Source organism: Cryobacterium sp. Hh11 (assembly GCF_004404045.1).
Classification (GTDB): domain Bacteria; phylum Actinomycetota; class Actinomycetes; order Actinomycetales; family Microbacteriaceae; genus Cryobacterium; species Cryobacterium levicorallinum.
The window spans coordinates 40,104-54,970 of sequence record NZ_SOHF01000031.1 but is presented as its reverse complement, the minus strand read 5'-3'; the positions used below and the strand labels follow the sequence as shown (position 1 = coordinate 54,970).

At 67.2% G+C, this 14,867-nt stretch carries 17 protein-coding genes; 13 read left to right on the top strand and 4 right to left on the bottom strand.

Annotated features, from left to right (window positions below):
• Positions 1-6: 6 nt before the first annotated feature.
• The 7 genes from trmD (at position 7) to E3T46_RS14580 (ending at position 5,349) form a co-directional block, all read left to right on the top strand.
• Positions 7-870 (top strand): tRNA (guanosine(37)-N1)-methyltransferase TrmD, encoded by an 864-nt coding sequence (gene trmD / locus E3T46_RS14610; RefSeq protein ID WP_134579104.1) that lies wholly within the window; start codon positions 7-9, stop codon positions 868-870.
• 9 nt (positions 871-879) lie between these two features.
• The gene (locus E3T46_RS14605; RefSeq protein ID WP_134579103.1) at positions 880-1,422 is read left to right on the top strand and encodes an MFS transporter; all 543 of its coding nucleotides are present in this window, start codon (positions 880-882) and stop codon (positions 1,420-1,422) included.
• Between the two features lie 175 nt (positions 1,423-1,597).
• A complete protein-coding gene (rplS, locus tag E3T46_RS14600; protein ID WP_092108884.1) occupies positions 1,598-1,939 on the top strand; it encodes a 50S ribosomal protein L19 in 342 nt (113 codons plus the stop codon).
• Between the two features lie 149 nt (positions 1,940-2,088).
• The gene (gene lepB / locus E3T46_RS14595; RefSeq protein WP_134579102.1) at positions 2,089-2,817 is read left to right on the top strand and encodes a signal peptidase I; all 729 of its coding nucleotides are present in this window, start codon (positions 2,089-2,091) and stop codon (positions 2,815-2,817) included.
• On the top strand, positions 2,817-3,461 hold the full coding sequence (locus E3T46_RS14590) for a ribonuclease HII (RefSeq protein WP_134579101.1): 645 nt from the start codon (positions 2,817-2,819) through the stop codon (positions 3,459-3,461). The genes lepB and E3T46_RS14590 overlap by 1 nt, the downstream gene beginning before the upstream one ends.
• Before the next feature lie 12 nt (positions 3,462-3,473).
• The gene (locus tag E3T46_RS14585) at positions 3,474-3,797 is read left to right on the top strand and encodes a DUF2469 family protein (RefSeq protein WP_092449218.1); all 324 of its coding nucleotides are present in this window, start codon (positions 3,474-3,476) and stop codon (positions 3,795-3,797) included.
• Positions 3,798-3,873: 76 nt separating this feature from the next.
• Complete coding sequence (locus tag E3T46_RS14580; protein WP_134579100.1) at positions 3,874-5,349, top strand: glyceraldehyde-3-phosphate dehydrogenase; 1,476 nt, start codon at positions 3,874-3,876, stop codon at positions 5,347-5,349.
• A 147-nt stretch (positions 5,350-5,496) separates the two neighbouring features.
• On the opposite strand, the gene E3T46_RS14575 is transcribed toward E3T46_RS14580, so the two are convergent.
• Positions 5,497-5,940 (bottom strand): nitroreductase/quinone reductase family protein, encoded by a 444-nt coding sequence (locus E3T46_RS14575; RefSeq protein WP_134579099.1) that lies wholly within the window; start codon positions 5,938-5,940, stop codon positions 5,497-5,499.
• A 39-nt stretch (positions 5,941-5,979) separates the two neighbouring features.
• On the opposite strand from E3T46_RS14575, the gene E3T46_RS14570 reads away from it, so the two are divergent.
• The 4 genes from E3T46_RS14570 (at position 5,980) to dprA (ending at position 10,711) form a co-directional block, all read left to right on the top strand.
• Positions 5,980-7,119, top strand: coding sequence for an alcohol dehydrogenase catalytic domain-containing protein (locus E3T46_RS14570; RefSeq protein ID WP_134579098.1), 1,140 nt, complete (start codon positions 5,980-5,982; stop codon positions 7,117-7,119).
• Positions 7,120-7,275: 156 nt separating this feature from the next.
• Positions 7,276-7,632, top strand: coding sequence for a YraN family protein (locus tag E3T46_RS14565; RefSeq protein ID WP_134579097.1), 357 nt, complete (start codon positions 7,276-7,278; stop codon positions 7,630-7,632).
• The gene (locus E3T46_RS14560; protein ID WP_134442785.1) at positions 7,632-9,167 is read left to right on the top strand and encodes a YifB family Mg chelatase-like AAA ATPase; all 1,536 of its coding nucleotides are present in this window, start codon (positions 7,632-7,634) and stop codon (positions 9,165-9,167) included. The genes E3T46_RS14565 and E3T46_RS14560 overlap by 1 nt, the downstream gene beginning before the upstream one ends.
• Entirely contained in the window at positions 9,164-10,711 is a 1,548-nt protein-coding gene (dprA, locus tag E3T46_RS14555; RefSeq protein ID WP_241980791.1) for a DNA-processing protein DprA, read from the top strand. Before E3T46_RS14560 ends, dprA begins: the two co-directional genes overlap by 4 nt.
• Before the next feature lie 102 nt (positions 10,712-10,813).
• On the opposite strand, the gene E3T46_RS18825 is transcribed toward dprA, so the two are convergent.
• Positions 10,814-11,413 (bottom strand): hypothetical protein, encoded by a 600-nt coding sequence (locus E3T46_RS18825; protein WP_347232622.1) that lies wholly within the window; start codon positions 11,411-11,413, stop codon positions 10,814-10,816.
• Positions 11,406-11,681, bottom strand: coding sequence for a hypothetical protein (locus E3T46_RS18820; protein WP_347232621.1), 276 nt, complete (start codon positions 11,679-11,681; stop codon positions 11,406-11,408). Before E3T46_RS18820 ends, E3T46_RS18825 begins: the two co-directional genes overlap by 8 nt.
• Positions 11,682-11,931: 250 nt before the next feature.
• Here E3T46_RS18820 and E3T46_RS14545 point away from each other — a divergent pair, with 250 nt between their 5' ends.
• Positions 11,932-12,930 (top strand): metallophosphoesterase, encoded by a 999-nt coding sequence (locus tag E3T46_RS14545; protein WP_134579096.1) that lies wholly within the window; start codon positions 11,932-11,934, stop codon positions 12,928-12,930.
• A 126-nt stretch (positions 12,931-13,056) separates the two neighbouring features.
• Positions 13,057-14,100, top strand: coding sequence for a tyrosine recombinase XerC (locus E3T46_RS14540; protein ID WP_134579095.1), 1,044 nt, complete (start codon positions 13,057-13,059; stop codon positions 14,098-14,100).
• Between the two features lie 47 nt (positions 14,101-14,147).
• Here the strand turns inward: E3T46_RS14540 and E3T46_RS14535 are convergent, their stop codons facing one another.
• On the bottom strand, positions 14,148-14,684 hold the full coding sequence (locus tag E3T46_RS14535) for a M23 family metallopeptidase (RefSeq protein ID WP_134579094.1): 537 nt from the start codon (positions 14,682-14,684) through the stop codon (positions 14,148-14,150).
• Between the last annotated feature and the right edge of the window lie 183 nt (positions 14,685-14,867).

The window sequence follows — 14,867 nt, the reverse complement described above, 5'->3', positions numbered from 1 at the left end:
TTGACCATGCGCATCGACATTGTCACCATTTTTCCCGAATTCTTCGATGTGCTCGATCTGTCGCTGCTCGGCAAGGCTCGCCAGAGCGGACTGATCGAACTCGGCGTGCATAACCTGCGCGACCACACCCACGACCGGCACCACTCGGTCGACGACACGCCCTATGGCGGCGGTGCCGGCATGGTCATGAAGGCCGAACCGTGGGGCGCAGCCCTCGACGCCATCCTCGGCGCCGCTCCCGAGGCTGTAGCGACCGAAGCTGTAGCGACCGACGCCGCGGCCGTAGCGACCGAGGCTGCCGCAACTGAAACGCCGACCGCCGACCAGGCCGAAACCGAAGCGCCGACCGTCGTCAACGCCGCCGACGACGGCCCGATCCTCATCTTTCCCTCCCCGGCCGGCGATCAGTTCACCCAGGCGATGGCCCGCGAACTCTCGCTCGAGCAGCACCTCGTTTTCGGCTGCGGCCGGTACGAGGGCATCGACCAGCGCGTCGTCGACCACTACTCACAGCGCGGCCGGGTGCGCCTGGTCAGCCTCGGCGACTACGTGCTCAACGGGGGAGAGGTTGCCGTAATGGCCATGATCGAAGCCATCGGACGCCTCATCCCCGGCGTTGTCGGCAACCCGGAAAGCCTCGTCGAGGAATCCCACGAAGACGGCCTGCTCGAATACCCGAGCTACACCAAACCGTCCAGCTGGCGCGGCCTCGACGTACCGCCCGTGCTGCTCAGCGGCAACCACGGCGCCATCAGCACCTGGCGCCGGCAGCAGCAGATTGAACGCACCGAACGGGTGCGCCCCGACCTGATGTCACCCGATCTTCTGCCCCCAGCGAACGCCAAGCAAAGCCCCAGCCGCCGTCGATAAACTGACGCGGTGATCATCCGCCGTGCCTTCTTCCACTGGCAATTCATTGCCGCCGGAGCCTTGCCGCTCTGGCTCCTCGTCGGGTCCTCGATCTTTGGATCGGGCGCCTGGGCCGTTCTGGGCATCTTCTTCGGAGCCGTGCTCATCGGCCTCGGGCTTCTCCTCGTCGCCCTCCTCTTCTATGCGCGCAAAGAGGTGCGCGAAACCCGCGCCGTCTCCTATGCCGACGTCGGCGTCCTCAGCCTCTGGCACACCCTCATCATCGCCATCCCCTTTTCCACGGATGCCGCCGGCTGGCTCAGCGTGTTGGTCATCCTCGGCGGACTGGCCGTGTTCTGGTTCGCGCTCTGGGAGCTGTTCGACTCTGCCAAGCGTCGAATGCTCGCGATGGTCGACCTGGTGGAGCAGACGGCACGCGGGCAGTCTGCACCGGCCGCGCCGGGACATCCACTGCCCTATGCGTCGCCGAAGACGACCAGGCCAACGCCCGGCTTTGGCCGTACGGGCACCCCCGAGGTCATCGTCATCGAAGAAAAGCGCGACCGCATCTAACTCAATCGAGCCCGACTTTGCAGCCGGGCCTCGTTCATGGCAGAATAAGCGATTGTGCCGCTGCAGGACTCTGCCACAGGGGAACCTGCTTTGTGCGGCGCACAACTCATACCGATTGCTTCGAATGAAGCACCGAGCGTAGTCGACCTGTGGCGGGTACAGAGAGCGAAACAACATGCATATTCTCGACGCGGTAGACGCCCCATCACTGAAGAAGGATCTTCCTGACTTCCGTGCCGGCGACACCGTCAAGGTTCACGTCAACATCATTGAGGGAACCCGCTCTCGTATCCAGGTCTTCCAGGGAGTCGTCATCGGCCGCTCCGGCGAAGGCGTGCGCGAAACGTTCTGCGTTCGCAAGGTCAGCTTTCAGATCGGCGTCGAGCGCACCTTCCCGGTGCACTCCCCGGTCATCGACCACATCGAGATCGTGACCCGCGGCGACGTTCGTCGCGCGAAGCTGTACTACCTGCGCGACCTGCGTGGCAAGAAGGCCAAGATCAAGGAAAAGCGCTAACTTTCGCGCTGACCCAAGGTTCAACCGGATTCTTACTGAGCTCCCCATCACCTAAACTGATGGGGAGCTCAGGCGGTTAAATGACAGATGAAGTGCTCACCTCCAGGTCCGATCATCGGGTGTCAGAGTCGAAGAGGTCCCGAAGCAAAATGGCACGAAGTACGAAGGCGCCCAGCAAGAAGCGCAGCGTCTTGCTGTTCATTCGCGACCTGTTGATCATTTTCGTGGTGGCTCTGCTGATCTCGTTTTTGATCAAGACCTTTCTGATTCGGTCGTTCTACATCCCGTCCGGGTCGATGGAGAACACTCTGCAGGTGGACGATCGCATCATCGTGAACCAGCTCGAACCCGAGCTCATCCCGATCACGCGCGGCGATGTCGTCGTATTCAAAGATCCGGGCGGATGGCTGCTGCCGCAGGCCGAGATCGTGCAAAATCCTGTTGTTGCCGGCGCCGACTGGCTGCTCTCGGTCGTGGGCCTGTCTGCCCCTGACAGTAACGACCACCTGATCAAACGGGTCATCGGCCTGCCCGGCGACCACGTCGTCTGCTGCAACGCCCTCGGCCAGATGAGTGTGAACGACGTTCCGCTCGACGAATCCGCCTACGTGCTGCTGCCGGCCGGCGAGGCCAAGGTCTCCGACATCGACTTCGACGTGACCATCCCGGACGACTCGCTCTGGATGATGGGGGACAACCGCTACAATTCCAAGGATTCCCGGTTCAACGGCGAGACCGCCGGTCAGGGCTATGTGCCCGTCGAGAACGTCGTCGGGCGGGCTCTGGTCGTGAGCTGGCCGCTGGCCCATTGGGCCTGGCTCGATGACTACCCCGAGGTGTTCCGCGAAGTCGAGCAGGCCGAGCAGGGCACCGAGTAGTGGCGGTTTCTGATCCCACCCTCGAGGTGGAGTTCGACCTCCTGCGCACCGGCGCGAGCTTCGTCATCGGATGCGACGAGGTCGGCCGCGGTGCCCTCGCCGGGCCGGTGGCCGTCGGATTCGCCGCGGTGAACGCATCCGTTCTGACCATGCCGGTTGGACTGCGCGACTCGAAGATGCTCAGCGAGCCGCGCCGCGAACGTCTTGCGCCGCTCGCCGCGGCCTGGGCGACGTTCTCGGCTGTCGGACTCGCCTCGGCCGCGGAGGTCGACGAACTCGGCATCATCGCCTGCCTCGGCCTGGCCGGCAAGCGTGCCCTGTCCGACCTGTATGCGCAGGGCGTCGACGTGGCCGGCAGTATCGTGCTGCTCGACGGCAGTGACGACTGGTTGAATAAGGCGCTGGCCACCCCGCTCAACGTCGTGACCCGCATCAAAGCCGACCGAGATTGCGCGTCGGTCGCGGCGGCATCCGTTATTGCGAAGGTACACCGCGACCGTCTGATGATCGCGGCGCACGATGACGAACCTGGCTACGGCTGGGCGTCGAATAAGGGCTATGGCAGCGCGGCGCACATGAGCGCGATCGACCTGCTCGGACCGAGCCCCTTACATCGAAAATCGTGGCTGAAAATCTCATTGTAAGATGAGATCATCATGGAAGAAGACGAAATCGAGGACTACGACCGAGAGGTCGAGTTGGCCCTGTACCGGGAATATCGAGACGTCGTTGGCCAGTTCCAGTACGTTGTCGAAACCGAACGACGCTTCTACCTCGCAAACGAGGTCGAATTGGTGCGCCGCGACACCGAGCACGACTTTTATTTCGAACTGACCATGAAGGACGTCTGGGTTTGGGACGTTTACCGCTCCGACCGGTTCGTGAAGTCGGTACGCGTGCTGACCTTCAAGGACGTCAACGTGGAAGAGCTCGCTTCGAAAGACTTCGAACTCCCCAAGGAACTTGCGCTCGACGAGTAAGGAATGACTCCGGGGCCGCGGGGTGGCCGGACATGCTCCGTCTAACTGACTAAAGATGGTTTAGGAAGGCAACCCTGTGATCCAGGACGCTGATCGTGCCCGTGCAACGTGGAGCAACCGCGAGGCTCTCGCCGAGGCGATGATTCCCCTGATCGGGCGCCTCTACCGCGATAACAATGTGGTGACGAGCGTCTACGGGCGCGGCCTGGTCAACCGGTCGGTCATTGGCCTGCTCAAGGCGCACCGCTTCGCCCGTCATATAGCGGATGTCGAGTTGCCGCTCGACGAGACGCTGCCGATTCTGCAGGCCCTCGACGGGTTGGGTCTCGGTGCTGCCTCGGTCGACCTGGCCCGCTTGGCCCTCGGCTTTCGCGAGCAGAACGACCGGGTCACCCTCGAGGAATACCTGCGCGGCGAACTCGCCGATGTGGTCGGCCAGCACGGACGCGGCGGTCGCTCCAGCACCGACGTGGTGCTCTACGGGTTCGGCCGGATCGGCCGACTGCTCGCGCGCATCCTGATCGAGCACGCCGGTGGTGGCCAGGGGCTGCGGCTGCGGGCCATCGTCGTGCGGCGCGGATCCGCCAATGACCTGGTGAAGCGCGCGAGCCTGCTGCGCCGCGACTCGGTACACGGCCCCTTCGAGGGCACGATCACCATCGACGAAGAGAACAACACCATCCTCGCCAACGGCACGCTCATCCAGGTGATCTACTCCGGCGACCCGGCCAGCGTCGACTACACGCAGTACGGCATCCACGACGCCATCGTCGTCGACAACACCGGCAAATGGCGCGACGAAGAAGGACTCTCGCAGCACCTGAAATGCCCCGGAGCGTCCCGGGTGCTGTTGACCGCGCCGGGCAAGGGCGCGCTCAAGAACATCGTGCACGGCATCAACCACGGCGACATCCTGGCGAGCGACCGCATCATCACCGCGGCGTCCTGCACCACGAACGCGATCACCCCGGTGCTCAAGGCGGTCAATGACCGCTACGGCATCATCGACGGCCACGTCGAAACGGTGCACTCCTTCACCAACGACCAGAACCTGATCGACAACTTCCACTCCGGCGACCGCCGTGGTCGCTCGGCCGCGCTCAATATGGTGATCACCGAGACCGGTGCGGCGAAGGCCGTCGCCAAGGCTCTGCCCGAGCTCGCCGGCAAACTCACCGGCAACGCGATTCGCGTGCCCACGCCCGACGTGTCGATGGCCATCCTCAACCTCAACCTGGCCGGAGCCACCGATAAGGACGAACTCAACACCTACCTGCGCACCATGTCGCTGCACTCCTCACTGCACCGGCAGATCGACTACATCGACTCGCCCGAGGTCGTCTCCAGCGACTTTCTCGGCTCGCGTCGCGCCGGTATCGTCGACGGGCTGGCCACCATCGTCACCGAGCAGAAGGCCGTGCTGTACGTCTGGTACGACAACGAATTCGGCTACAGCTGCCAGGTCATTCGGGTACTCGAGGAGATGGCGGGCGTGCACGCGCCCATCTTCCCGGCCATCCTCGCCACTGAGGCCCTCGAGCCCGTCGCCTAGCAGTGTGATTTGTACCGGGCCCGGGCCCGGAAAGTGGGCCCATGATCTATCACGGGCCCAGCTTCCTAAGGTGGGCCCGGGGATGTGATCGCGTTCCGCAGGCGGCCCGCCGCCGCTGCTTTCGCGTAGCGTAACCTCAACACCGGGTTAGCGCGGCTCGCAGATAACCACGGGAATGTCGCGCTCCGTGCGGCCTTGGTAGGCGCCATAGCCGGGGTAGGCGGCCACGATGCGCGGCCACAGCGCGGCTTTCTCAGCGGATGTCGCGGTGCGCGCCCGAAAAGGCCGCGTCACCCCGCGAATGGTCAGGTCTACGTCCGGCTGCGCCACGAGGTTGCTGTACCAGAACGGATGCCGGTCGTCGCCGCCCTTGGACGCCACCAGCACGTACCGCCCGCTCTCATGAATCGGCGCCGTGAGCATCGTCGACCGAGGACACCCGCTGCTGCGGCCGATCGTGTGCAGTTCAACGGTCTGCATGGTGCCGATGGTCCAGCCGAGGCGTCCGCCCGAGAGGGCCAGAAGCATCCGGTGCACACCATTCATGGCGCGCATTGTGAGATCGGTCACCCGGTTGCGCAGCGTGGTCATAAGCCCAGCGTACGTGGCCGCTGGCGATAGGTTGGAGGAATGACTCCAACAATGATGCTCAGCACGATTCTTCGCGAAGCGGGCTCGGCGCGCCCCTACGCCGACAGCCGCCCGCTGACGTTTGAGCAGATTCCGGTGCCGGTCCCGCGCGCCGGCGAGGTGCTCGTGCGCATCGAACGGGCCAGCCTCTGCCACTCGGACCTGTCGGTCATTGACGGTTCGCGCCAGCGCCCCCTGCCGATGGCGCTCGGCCACGAAGCCGCGGGAACCGTTGCCGGGCTCGGCGACGGCATCGACGATCTCAAGCTCGGCGACCGGGTCGTTCTCGTGTTCGTGCCGAGCTGCGGCGACTGCCGCGCCTGCCGGGCCGGGCGGCCAGCACTCTGCCACCGCGGCGCCGAGGCCAATGGAACCGGCGACCTGCTGCACGGCCCGGCCGTGCTGGTGGGCGGAGCGGGGGAGCGTATCAACCACCACCTGGGCGTCTCGGCGTTCTCCCAGTACGCCGTCGTCGCCCGCGAATCCGTCGTGGTGATCGACCAGGACGTTCCGTTCGAGGTCGCTGCAATGTTCGGCTGCGCGGCCCTGACCGGCATCGGCGCCGTGCTGGGCACCGGCGCCCTCGCGCCCGGCCAGTCGGTGATCGTGTTCGGTCTCGGCGCGGTCGGCCTGATGGCGGTCATGGCCGCCGCGCAGGTCGACGGCACGACCGTGATCGCCATCGACCCGCTGCCCGAAAAACAAGCCCTCGCCGTGCGGTGCGGCGCCGACCACACCGGATCGCCCGAGCAAGCAGCGGAGCTCGTGAACACGCATGCCGGCGACGGCGTTGATCTCGCCATCGAGGCGGTCGGCAGCGCCCGGGTCATGGAGGCGAGCCTCGCCCTCCTCACCCGCGGCGGCGCGCTCGTCTCGGTCGGCCTGCCGCACCCCGAGCAGACCATCACAACGCCCGCGCTGCAGTTCGCGGGGCTCGGTCGCCGACTGCTCGGCTCCTATATGGGCGACTCCGTGCCGAGCCGGGACATTCCGGCCTACCTGCAGCTCTGGCGCGACGGCAAGCTGCCGGTCGAGCTGCTGCACACCGATACGCGTCCGCTCGCCGACCTCAACGAGAGCCTGGATGCGCTCGTCGCCGGCGAGGTCGTGCGCCGCTTGTTCGTGCTGCAGGACGAGTAGCCGCCTCGGTCTGTTCTGCGCCCCGACGCAGCCTGCTCCTGCTCCTGCTGCGGGTAGCCTCCTCCACAGCGCCCGGATCGCCGCCTTCTGTACCAATGCGGTGGCGGCCCGGCCACGGCGCCCCGCGAGCGGTCACTCTGGTTCTCGGAGGCACTCGTGGCGCGCAAAGACGAAGTCGGCAAACTCGGCGAGCAGCAGGCCGCGCTCTTTCTCGAGGGTGCCGGCTACACAATTCTCACCCGCAACTGGCGGTGCGCCGAGGGAGAGATCGACCTCGTCGTACAACGCGGTTCTGCGGTGGTTTTTGTCGAGGTGAAGACGCGCAGCAGCCTGAGCTTTGGGCATCCGTTTGAAGCCATCACCGAGAAAAAACTTGCCCGCATGCGCCGCCTCGCCGCGGCCTGGTGTGTGCAGGCCGAGCGGTGGCCGCGCCAGATTAGGCTTGACGTCATCGCCGTGATCGCCCCGCGGGGCCGCGAACCGGTCATCGAACACCTCGAGGGCGTGTTCTGATGGGCATCGCCCGCACCCATGCCGTGGCGTTGCTCGGCCTGACCGGGGCGCTCGTCGAGGTCGAGGCCGATATCTCGGCGCAACTGCCCGGCATGATTCTGATCGGCCTGCCCGACGCTGCCCTGTCTCAGGCGACCCAGCGGGTGCGTGCTGCGGCCGCGAACAGTGGATGTCCCCTCACTGTTCACCGCCTCACCATCAATCTGTCGCCGGCCGCGCTGCCCAAACACGGTGCCGGGTTCGACCTCGCGATCGCCCTGGCCTGCCTCGCCGCCGACAGCACCATTTCGCAGGAGTCGGTGGGCAAGGTCGTGCACTTCGGCGAGCTCGCCCTCGACGGGCGGCTGCGACCGACCCCGGGAATCCTGCCGGGCGTGATGACCGCCGCCCGCCTCGGTCACACGACGGTGATGGTACCCATCGGCAATGAGGCAGAGGCGCGACTCGTTCCCGATATTCGAGTGATCGGCGTCGCATCGCTGCGCGAGGCGGCGATCTGGCATGGGGCAGACCTCCCGCCGATTCCGGTCGAGCCGATCCTGGCGGCGACCGTACCGAGCAGTCTGGCTGCCGAACCCGACCTGGCCGACGTGATCGGCAACGACGACGCCATCCTGGCGCTGCAGATCGCCGCCGCCGGTGGGCACCACGTCTTTCTGCTCGGCCCGCCCGGCGCCGGCAAGACCATGCTCGCGGCCCGACTGCCCGGGCTGTTGCCCGATCTCGACCCGGCCAGCTCGCTCGAAGTCAGCTCCCTGCGCTCGCTCAGCGGTCTCGGACTCGGCGATGCCCTGATCACCCGGCCGCCGTGGGAAGCACCCCATCACACCGCAACGGCCGCAGCCATGGTCGGCGGCGGCAACGGACAGATTCGTCCCGGTGCTGCCTCGCAAGCCTCGCACGGAGTGCTGTTTCTCGATGAAGCCCCCGAATTCGCTTCGCCGGTGCTTGACGCGCTGCGCCAACCGTTGGAATCCGGCTGGATCAGCATCCACCGGGCCAATGCCGTCGCCCACTTCCCGGCCAGTTTCCAACTGGTGATGGCGGCCAATCCGTGCCCCTGCGGGCAGTACGGGGCCGGCGACCTGAGCTGCACCTGCCCGCCGAACGCGCGCCGCCGCTATCTCGCGCGCATCTCCGGTCCGCTGCTCGACCGCATCGACATCCAACTCAACGTCAAGCGCATTACCGCCGCCCAGCTGCGCCTCGCCGCCGGCACCCAGCGCGTCACGAGCATTAGCGCCCGGGATCGGGTGGTGGCCGCTCGGGCTGCAGCAGCCGAACGGCTGGGCAGCACGCCGTGGACCGTGAACTCCCAGGTGCCCGGCCCGTGGCTGCGCGGTGCCCCGGTGCGGCTGGCCCCGGCATGCACGGCGGGCCTGGATCGCGCCCTCGAACGTGGCGGAATCACCATGCGCGGCTACGACCGGGTGCTGCGCATCGCCTGGACCCTCGCCGACTACGACGGTCTCACCAGTCCCGGCGCCGACCAGGTCGGTCAAGCCCTTTACCTACGCAAAGGAATGACATCATGAAGCTGTTTGGTCTCGACGAATCCCGGGTCAGGGCACTCGCCTCCGGGGTGCGCGGTGGGATGCCGGCGGCCGGTGACGGGCCGCCGGCCCGCGGTGGGACCGCGGCTGCAGGCCCGAACCTGGTCCCGATTTCGAGCGCCAGGACACCAGGTCTGGCCGGCAGCGCAGGCGTAGCTGATGGCACAGATCGGGCCGACGGTGCAGATCGGGCCGTCGGCACGGATCGGGCCGACGGTGCAGACGGGAGCGGCACGACCAACGGCGCCGCCATGGAAATCGAGACCGCAATGGTCGCCGAGGTGTTCGCCCGCGCCGCGTGGTCGGGCATCGCCGAGCCGGGCGACGGCACGGCGGGAGTGCTCGTGGCGAGCCTCGGTGCCAGCCTCGCCTTGACCGCTATTCTCGAGGCGTGGAGCCCGGTGCGCCTCGGTGCCCTGGTGCGCGACGCGCTCTCCGGCGACACGACGGTCGGCCCGAGTGCGCTTTTCGCCGTGAGTCCGTCCATTGATTTCAGCGAAGCGGATGCCGATACCAGCGCCGAACTCGAGGCCGCGTTAGACCAGGGGCTGCAGCGCTGGCGCCCGCGGCTCAACTCGACCGAGGTCATCCGCTCGCTGCAACAGGCGGCCCGCGTCGAGGCTCGTTTGCTGCTGGCCACGGATTCCCTCTGGCCGGCGGCTCTCAATGACCTCGAGAAGCACGCCCCGCTTGCCCTGTGGTGGCGTGGCGGACCCGGTGCCCTCGCCGCGCTGCCCAACTCCATCGCACTGGTCGGGGCGCGGGCCGCCACCGGATACGGCGAGCACATCGCCATGGAAGCTTCGGCGGGGTTGGTCGACCGTGGCTTCGCCATCGTTTCCGGTGCCGCGTACGGCATCGACGGGATGGCCCACCGGGCCGCCCTGGCCAGTGACGGTCTGACCGTGGCCTTTCTCGCCGGGGGAGTTGACCGGTTCTACCCGAGTGGCCACGACTCCCTGCTCACCCGCATCGTGGCCTCCGGCGCGGTCGTCTCCGAGCTTCCCTGCGGCGCAGCACCCACGAAATGGAGGTTTCTGCAACGAAACCGGCTCATCGCCGCGTCCAGTGCGGCGACGGTCGTGCTTGAGGCCGGCTGGCGGTCCGGCTCGCTCAACACAGCCGGCCACGCCTCCGCGCTCGGTCGCCCACTTGGCGCGGTGCCCGGCCCGATCACGAGCCCGACCTCGGCTGGCTGCCACCGCCTCATCCGGGAGTTCGCCGCGGTGTGCGTGACCAACCCGACCGAAATGGCCGAACTGGTCGGCGATCGGTCGATTCCGGTGCCCTTGGCCAATTTCCACCTGGAAGCGGGGCCCAACGCCGATGCGGGCCCCGGTCCGATTCCCCGCACGAGCGACCAGGTGCGCGTGTTTGATGCCCTCAGCGGTCGCTCGCCGCGCACGGTCGCCGACCTGTCACGCCGAGCCGGGCTGTCGAGTGCGGCCGTGCGCGGCGCCCTGGGCGGCCTCGACCTCGACGGCGCCGCCCAGGAACGCGAGGCTGGCTGGGTGCGCCGCGCGTAAGGCGCGTTTGGGGCTACCAGGAGCCAGCTGGAGCGGCCCTCCCGTGGCCGGGCGTGCGGCGTCACTGGATGGTGGTCGAATGCGGCCGCCAGATCCGCACGGTCAATTTCGATCGTCCGTCGCGGGGCTATGGATCGCTTGCGCGTGCGCGTGCGCGTGCGGAGCTGAGTACGTGGCATCCGGCCGGCGCTCCACTATGTCGTTGGCTGCGTCCACAACTGCGCCCATCGCTGCCTCCAAGTCCGGGACCACTGCTATGTCCTCGGCCCCGTCCATGGCCGCGCAGGCTCGCTTCACGGCGGCGAGGGAGAACGCGACGTCCGCGGCATCCGTCGACCAGTTCTTCACCGAGATGCGCAGAATGTCAAGGTCGTGCCAGAGCGCCCCCGACATCCACGCTAGGCCGTCGGCAACGAGCTGTTGCGTCACATGCCGGGTGCGATCGTCGCTGCCGAAACTCACGCACACCTGCATGAACACCACCTCGTTGAACACCTCGACCCCCGGCATCGCCCGCAGCCCATCGGCCAGGGCACGCGCATCGGTCGCGAGACGGTCAACCAGCGCGATCGTGCCATCACGACCGAGCGATCGGAGCGCCGCCCAGACCGGAACGCCTCGTGCCCCACGGGACAGCTCCGGCACCTTCTCGAACGGGTTGCCCGGGCCAATGTTGCCGGAGTGCCATCGGCTGCTACCCACAGGCCGAAAGCCCCGTCCACGTGCGCCCAGGCTCCCTGCCGCTTCGCCACGTCGATCGCTGCACCCATCGTGTCGGATGCTCCAGAACCCACTGCCGACCGGCGGCAAGACCGACGAAATTGCCCATCGTCGCGCCCATCGTGAATCCGACATCCGTTCCGAGAGGAAGCCCGAGCAGATCGAGGATCCAGCCCGCAGCGTTCTCCTCGAGTACGGCAGTTCCGGGAGTGGCGAAGCGCATTCCAGCGTTCTGGTCCCACGCGGTCACCAGCTAGTCGGCGGCGAGGGATGCGGGAAGGGTTCCCTCAATCACCCAGCCGAAGAACCGACCGGACGGCAGTGCCATCAGTCCGGGTTCCGCGAAGGGAGTGACGTAAGCCAGGCTTGGGCGTGCAACAGTGCACGGTCCAAAGCCTGGGTGTAGAAGTCCGGCTGGGCAGACATGCCGCCATAATAGCCCCGGGTGACCGGCCTGTCGGTGGCAGCCCGTAGGGTGGATCCCAACGACGGGACGGGAAATGGCGAGCATGCAGTGGGGCCAGTATGCGCCCGCCGACAAGATTCTGGTTCACCTCAGCGACACCCATTTTCTAGCGGATGCCGCGGCGCTGTACGGCACCGTCGACACCGACACCACGGTGCATCGTGCCCTCGAACAGCTGCACCGGTCGGGCATCCGCCCCGATGCCCTCATAATCACCGGTGATGTCGCTGATCGTGGCGAAGCGGATGCCTACCGACGTATTCGCGGCATCGTCGAATCCGCCGCGGCCCAGTGGCAAGCGAAGGTCATCTGGGTGATGGGCAACCACGACCAGCGCGCCGCATTTCGGAGCGTCCTACTCGGGCAGGATCAGCCGGGCGAAGCAGCGGCGCCGTTCGTTCAGGACGCCAACGTTCGCGACCCCGCCGATCAGGACCTTGTCGATCAGGACCCTGTCGATCAGGACCCTGTCGATCAGGACCCTGTCGATCAGGTGCACGACCTCGATGGCCTGCGAGTCATTGCCCTCGACACCAGCGTGCCGGGCTATCACCACGGTGAGGTGACCGCCGCGCAGCTGGAGTGGCTGCGCGGGGTGCTCAGCACGCCCGCCCGTCACGGCTCCATTCTCGCGCTGCACCACCCGCCGATTCCCACCCCGCTGCCGTTGATGAGCGTGCTCGAGCTGCAGGAACAGCCGCGCTTGGCGGCGGTGCTGGCCGGCAGCGACGTACGCGCGATCCTCGGTGGTCACCTGCACTATGCGACCCAGGGCCTGTTCGCCGGAATTCCAGTGTCCGTGGCCGCGGCCACCTGCTACACGATGGATCTCAGCGCCCCCGAGCGTGAGCTGACCGGCGTCAACGGCGGCCGGACCCTCAACCTGGTGCACGTCTACGGCGACGAGATCACGCACTCGCAGGTGCCGATCGGCGCCTTCGATACGGCCACGCATTTTCCGGCCGACTATGTCGATCGACTGGCCGCCCTGTCACCCGAAGCCCGACTCGAAGCCTTTTCCCGCCAACTATGATCACGCGAGGCACCCCAGCGCCAGCAGACCAACTTGACCACGAACGGATGCCGTTCGGCCCGCCAATTCTGCCCCCGTGCCGCGGGTCGCGTGCGGCACGCTCGCTGCCGAGACGAAACTGAAACCGTGACCCTGACCGACGACATCGACGCGTTTCTGCGCTACCTGAGCGCAGAGCGTGGCTACTCGGCGCACACCGTTCGGGCGTACCGCACCGATCTGGCGCAGCTGGCCGCGTTTGCTGCGGAACGTGGTGCCGCGGCATCCGCTGATCTGACCCTGGAGCTGCTCCGGGAATGGCTGTGGGTGGGCACCCAGGCCGGCCTCGCCCGCGCGACGCTCGCCCGTCGGTCGGCGTCGGCGCGCAGCTTCACCGCCTGGCTGGCGCGGGCCCGCGACGACAGCGTGGATCCAGCCGCTCGCCTGCGCTCGCCGAAACCTGGCCACACGCTTCCCCGCGTGATCACCCACACTCAGATGAACGAGTTGCTCGAACTGCTCACGGCCCGCGCGCACGGGGGAGTGGAGGCCGGCGGCGGGTCAGGTGGCGCCGAATCCGGGGCCCGCATCGATCGTGAACCTGCCGCGCGTGATCTGGCCGCGCGTGATCTGGCCGCGCGTGATCTGGCGATCGTCGAACTGCTCTACGCCTCGGCCCTGCGTGTTTCCGAACTCGTCGGACTCGACGTCGCCGACGTCGACCTCGAGCGGTTGACCGTGCGGGTCACGGGCAAGGGCTCCAAGGAGCGCGTGGTGCCGTTCGGTGTGCCGGCGCAGCGTGCGATCGTGCAGTACCTCGGCCAGGCCCGCCGCTCGCTCGTGGAGCACGCGTCGAGCTCGGGCCCGACGTCAGCGGACGGCACCACAGCACCCGGCACCACAGCACCCGGCACCACCGCGTTGTTTCTTGGCCGCCAGGGTCAGCGTCTGGGCACACGCGGGGTCTACCGACTGGTTGCCACCCTGCTCGCCGAGGTTCCCGGAACCGGTCCGGCGGGTCCCCACGCCTTGCGACACACCGCGGCCACCCACCTTCTCGACGGCGGCGCCGACCTGCGGGCCGTGCAGGAGCTACTTGGACACGTTAGCCTCGGCACCACCCAGATCTACACGCACGTCTCCGCCGAACGTCTCAAGGCCAGCTACGGACTGGCCCACCCCCGCGCCTGATCGCCGGCGTTGGTATGGTCGCGCTGACCTGCCAGTACGGCGCACCGTTACGGGCCGGCCGGAAGTAACACGGCCCGCTGCAAGCCGCCGAGATAGAGCAGCGGCGACACGTAGTTCCCGTGCAGGCGTACCCCCAGGTGCAGGCAGCCCGGCGCGCAATGACCGCCCGTCGCCACAGTTCCGATCTGCTGCCCGGCCTGCACCCGGTCGCCCTCGGCCACGAGCGCCAGCACCGGCTCCACCGTTGTGATCAGATCACCGGCCTGGGTGATGGAGAGCACCGGTCGATCAACGACCACTCCGGCGAACGATACGACGCCGTCGTGCGGAGCCAGCACGGTATCGCCGGTCTGCGCCATCAGGTCGATGCCGCGATGACCGGCAGCATACGGCGTGACCGGCGCAATGAACGGGGCGATCACCCGGTGCGGCTCCGGGAGCGGCCAGCGCCAGACATCCGCTGCCAGCGTCACGACCGCCGGGGGAACCGCGCTCGCCGTGGCAAACTGACTCCCGAGGAGAATGAGCAGCATTACAGCGGATGCCGCCAGGCGGCGAATCGCGAGATTGCGTAACGTATGCATGGGGCCAGCCTGGCCGGGGGCGCCTCGGGCGAACAGCTCGTGGGCGCATTCGTGCAGAGGACATAAGGACTGCTGCGGTGGAGGAGCTGTTTTCCTGCAGTCCGGTCTCGACCACCCGGCCGACGGTGATACGCTATCCCCAGCAGCGCTTTGTGCGCTGACTACGCGTGCCCATTTGGCCGC

Bases quoted from the DNA above. Each gene is read 5' to 3' on its own strand.
- trmD (WP_134579104.1), top strand. From the start codon at position 7: ATGCGCATCGACATTGTCACCATTTTTCCCGAATTCTTCGATGTGCTC.
- rplS (WP_092108884.1), top strand. From the start codon at position 1,598: ATGCATATTCTCGACGCGGTAGACGCCCCATCACTGAAGAAGGATCTT.
- lepB (WP_134579102.1), top strand. From the start codon at position 2,089: ATGGCACGAAGTACGAAGGCGCCCAGCAAGAAGCGCAGCGTCTTGCTG.
- E3T46_RS14585 (WP_092449218.1), top strand. From the start codon at position 3,474: ATGGAAGAAGACGAAATCGAGGACTACGACCGAGAGGTCGAGTTGGCC.
- E3T46_RS14575 (WP_134579099.1), bottom strand. From the start codon at position 5,940: ATGACCACGCTGCGCAACCGGGTGACCGATCTCACAATGCGCGCCATG.
- E3T46_RS14570 (WP_134579098.1), top strand. From the start codon at position 5,980: ATGACTCCAACAATGATGCTCAGCACGATTCTTCGCGAAGCGGGCTCG.
- E3T46_RS14560 (WP_134442785.1), top strand. From the start codon at position 7,632: ATGGGCATCGCCCGCACCCATGCCGTGGCGTTGCTCGGCCTGACCGGG.
- dprA (WP_241980791.1), top strand. From the start codon at position 9,164: ATGAAGCTGTTTGGTCTCGACGAATCCCGGGTCAGGGCACTCGCCTCC.
- E3T46_RS14545 (WP_134579096.1), top strand. From the start codon at position 11,932: ATGGCGAGCATGCAGTGGGGCCAGTATGCGCCCGCCGACAAGATTCTG.
- E3T46_RS14535 (WP_134579094.1), bottom strand. From the start codon at position 14,684: ATGCATACGTTACGCAATCTCGCGATTCGCCGCCTGGCGGCATCCGCT.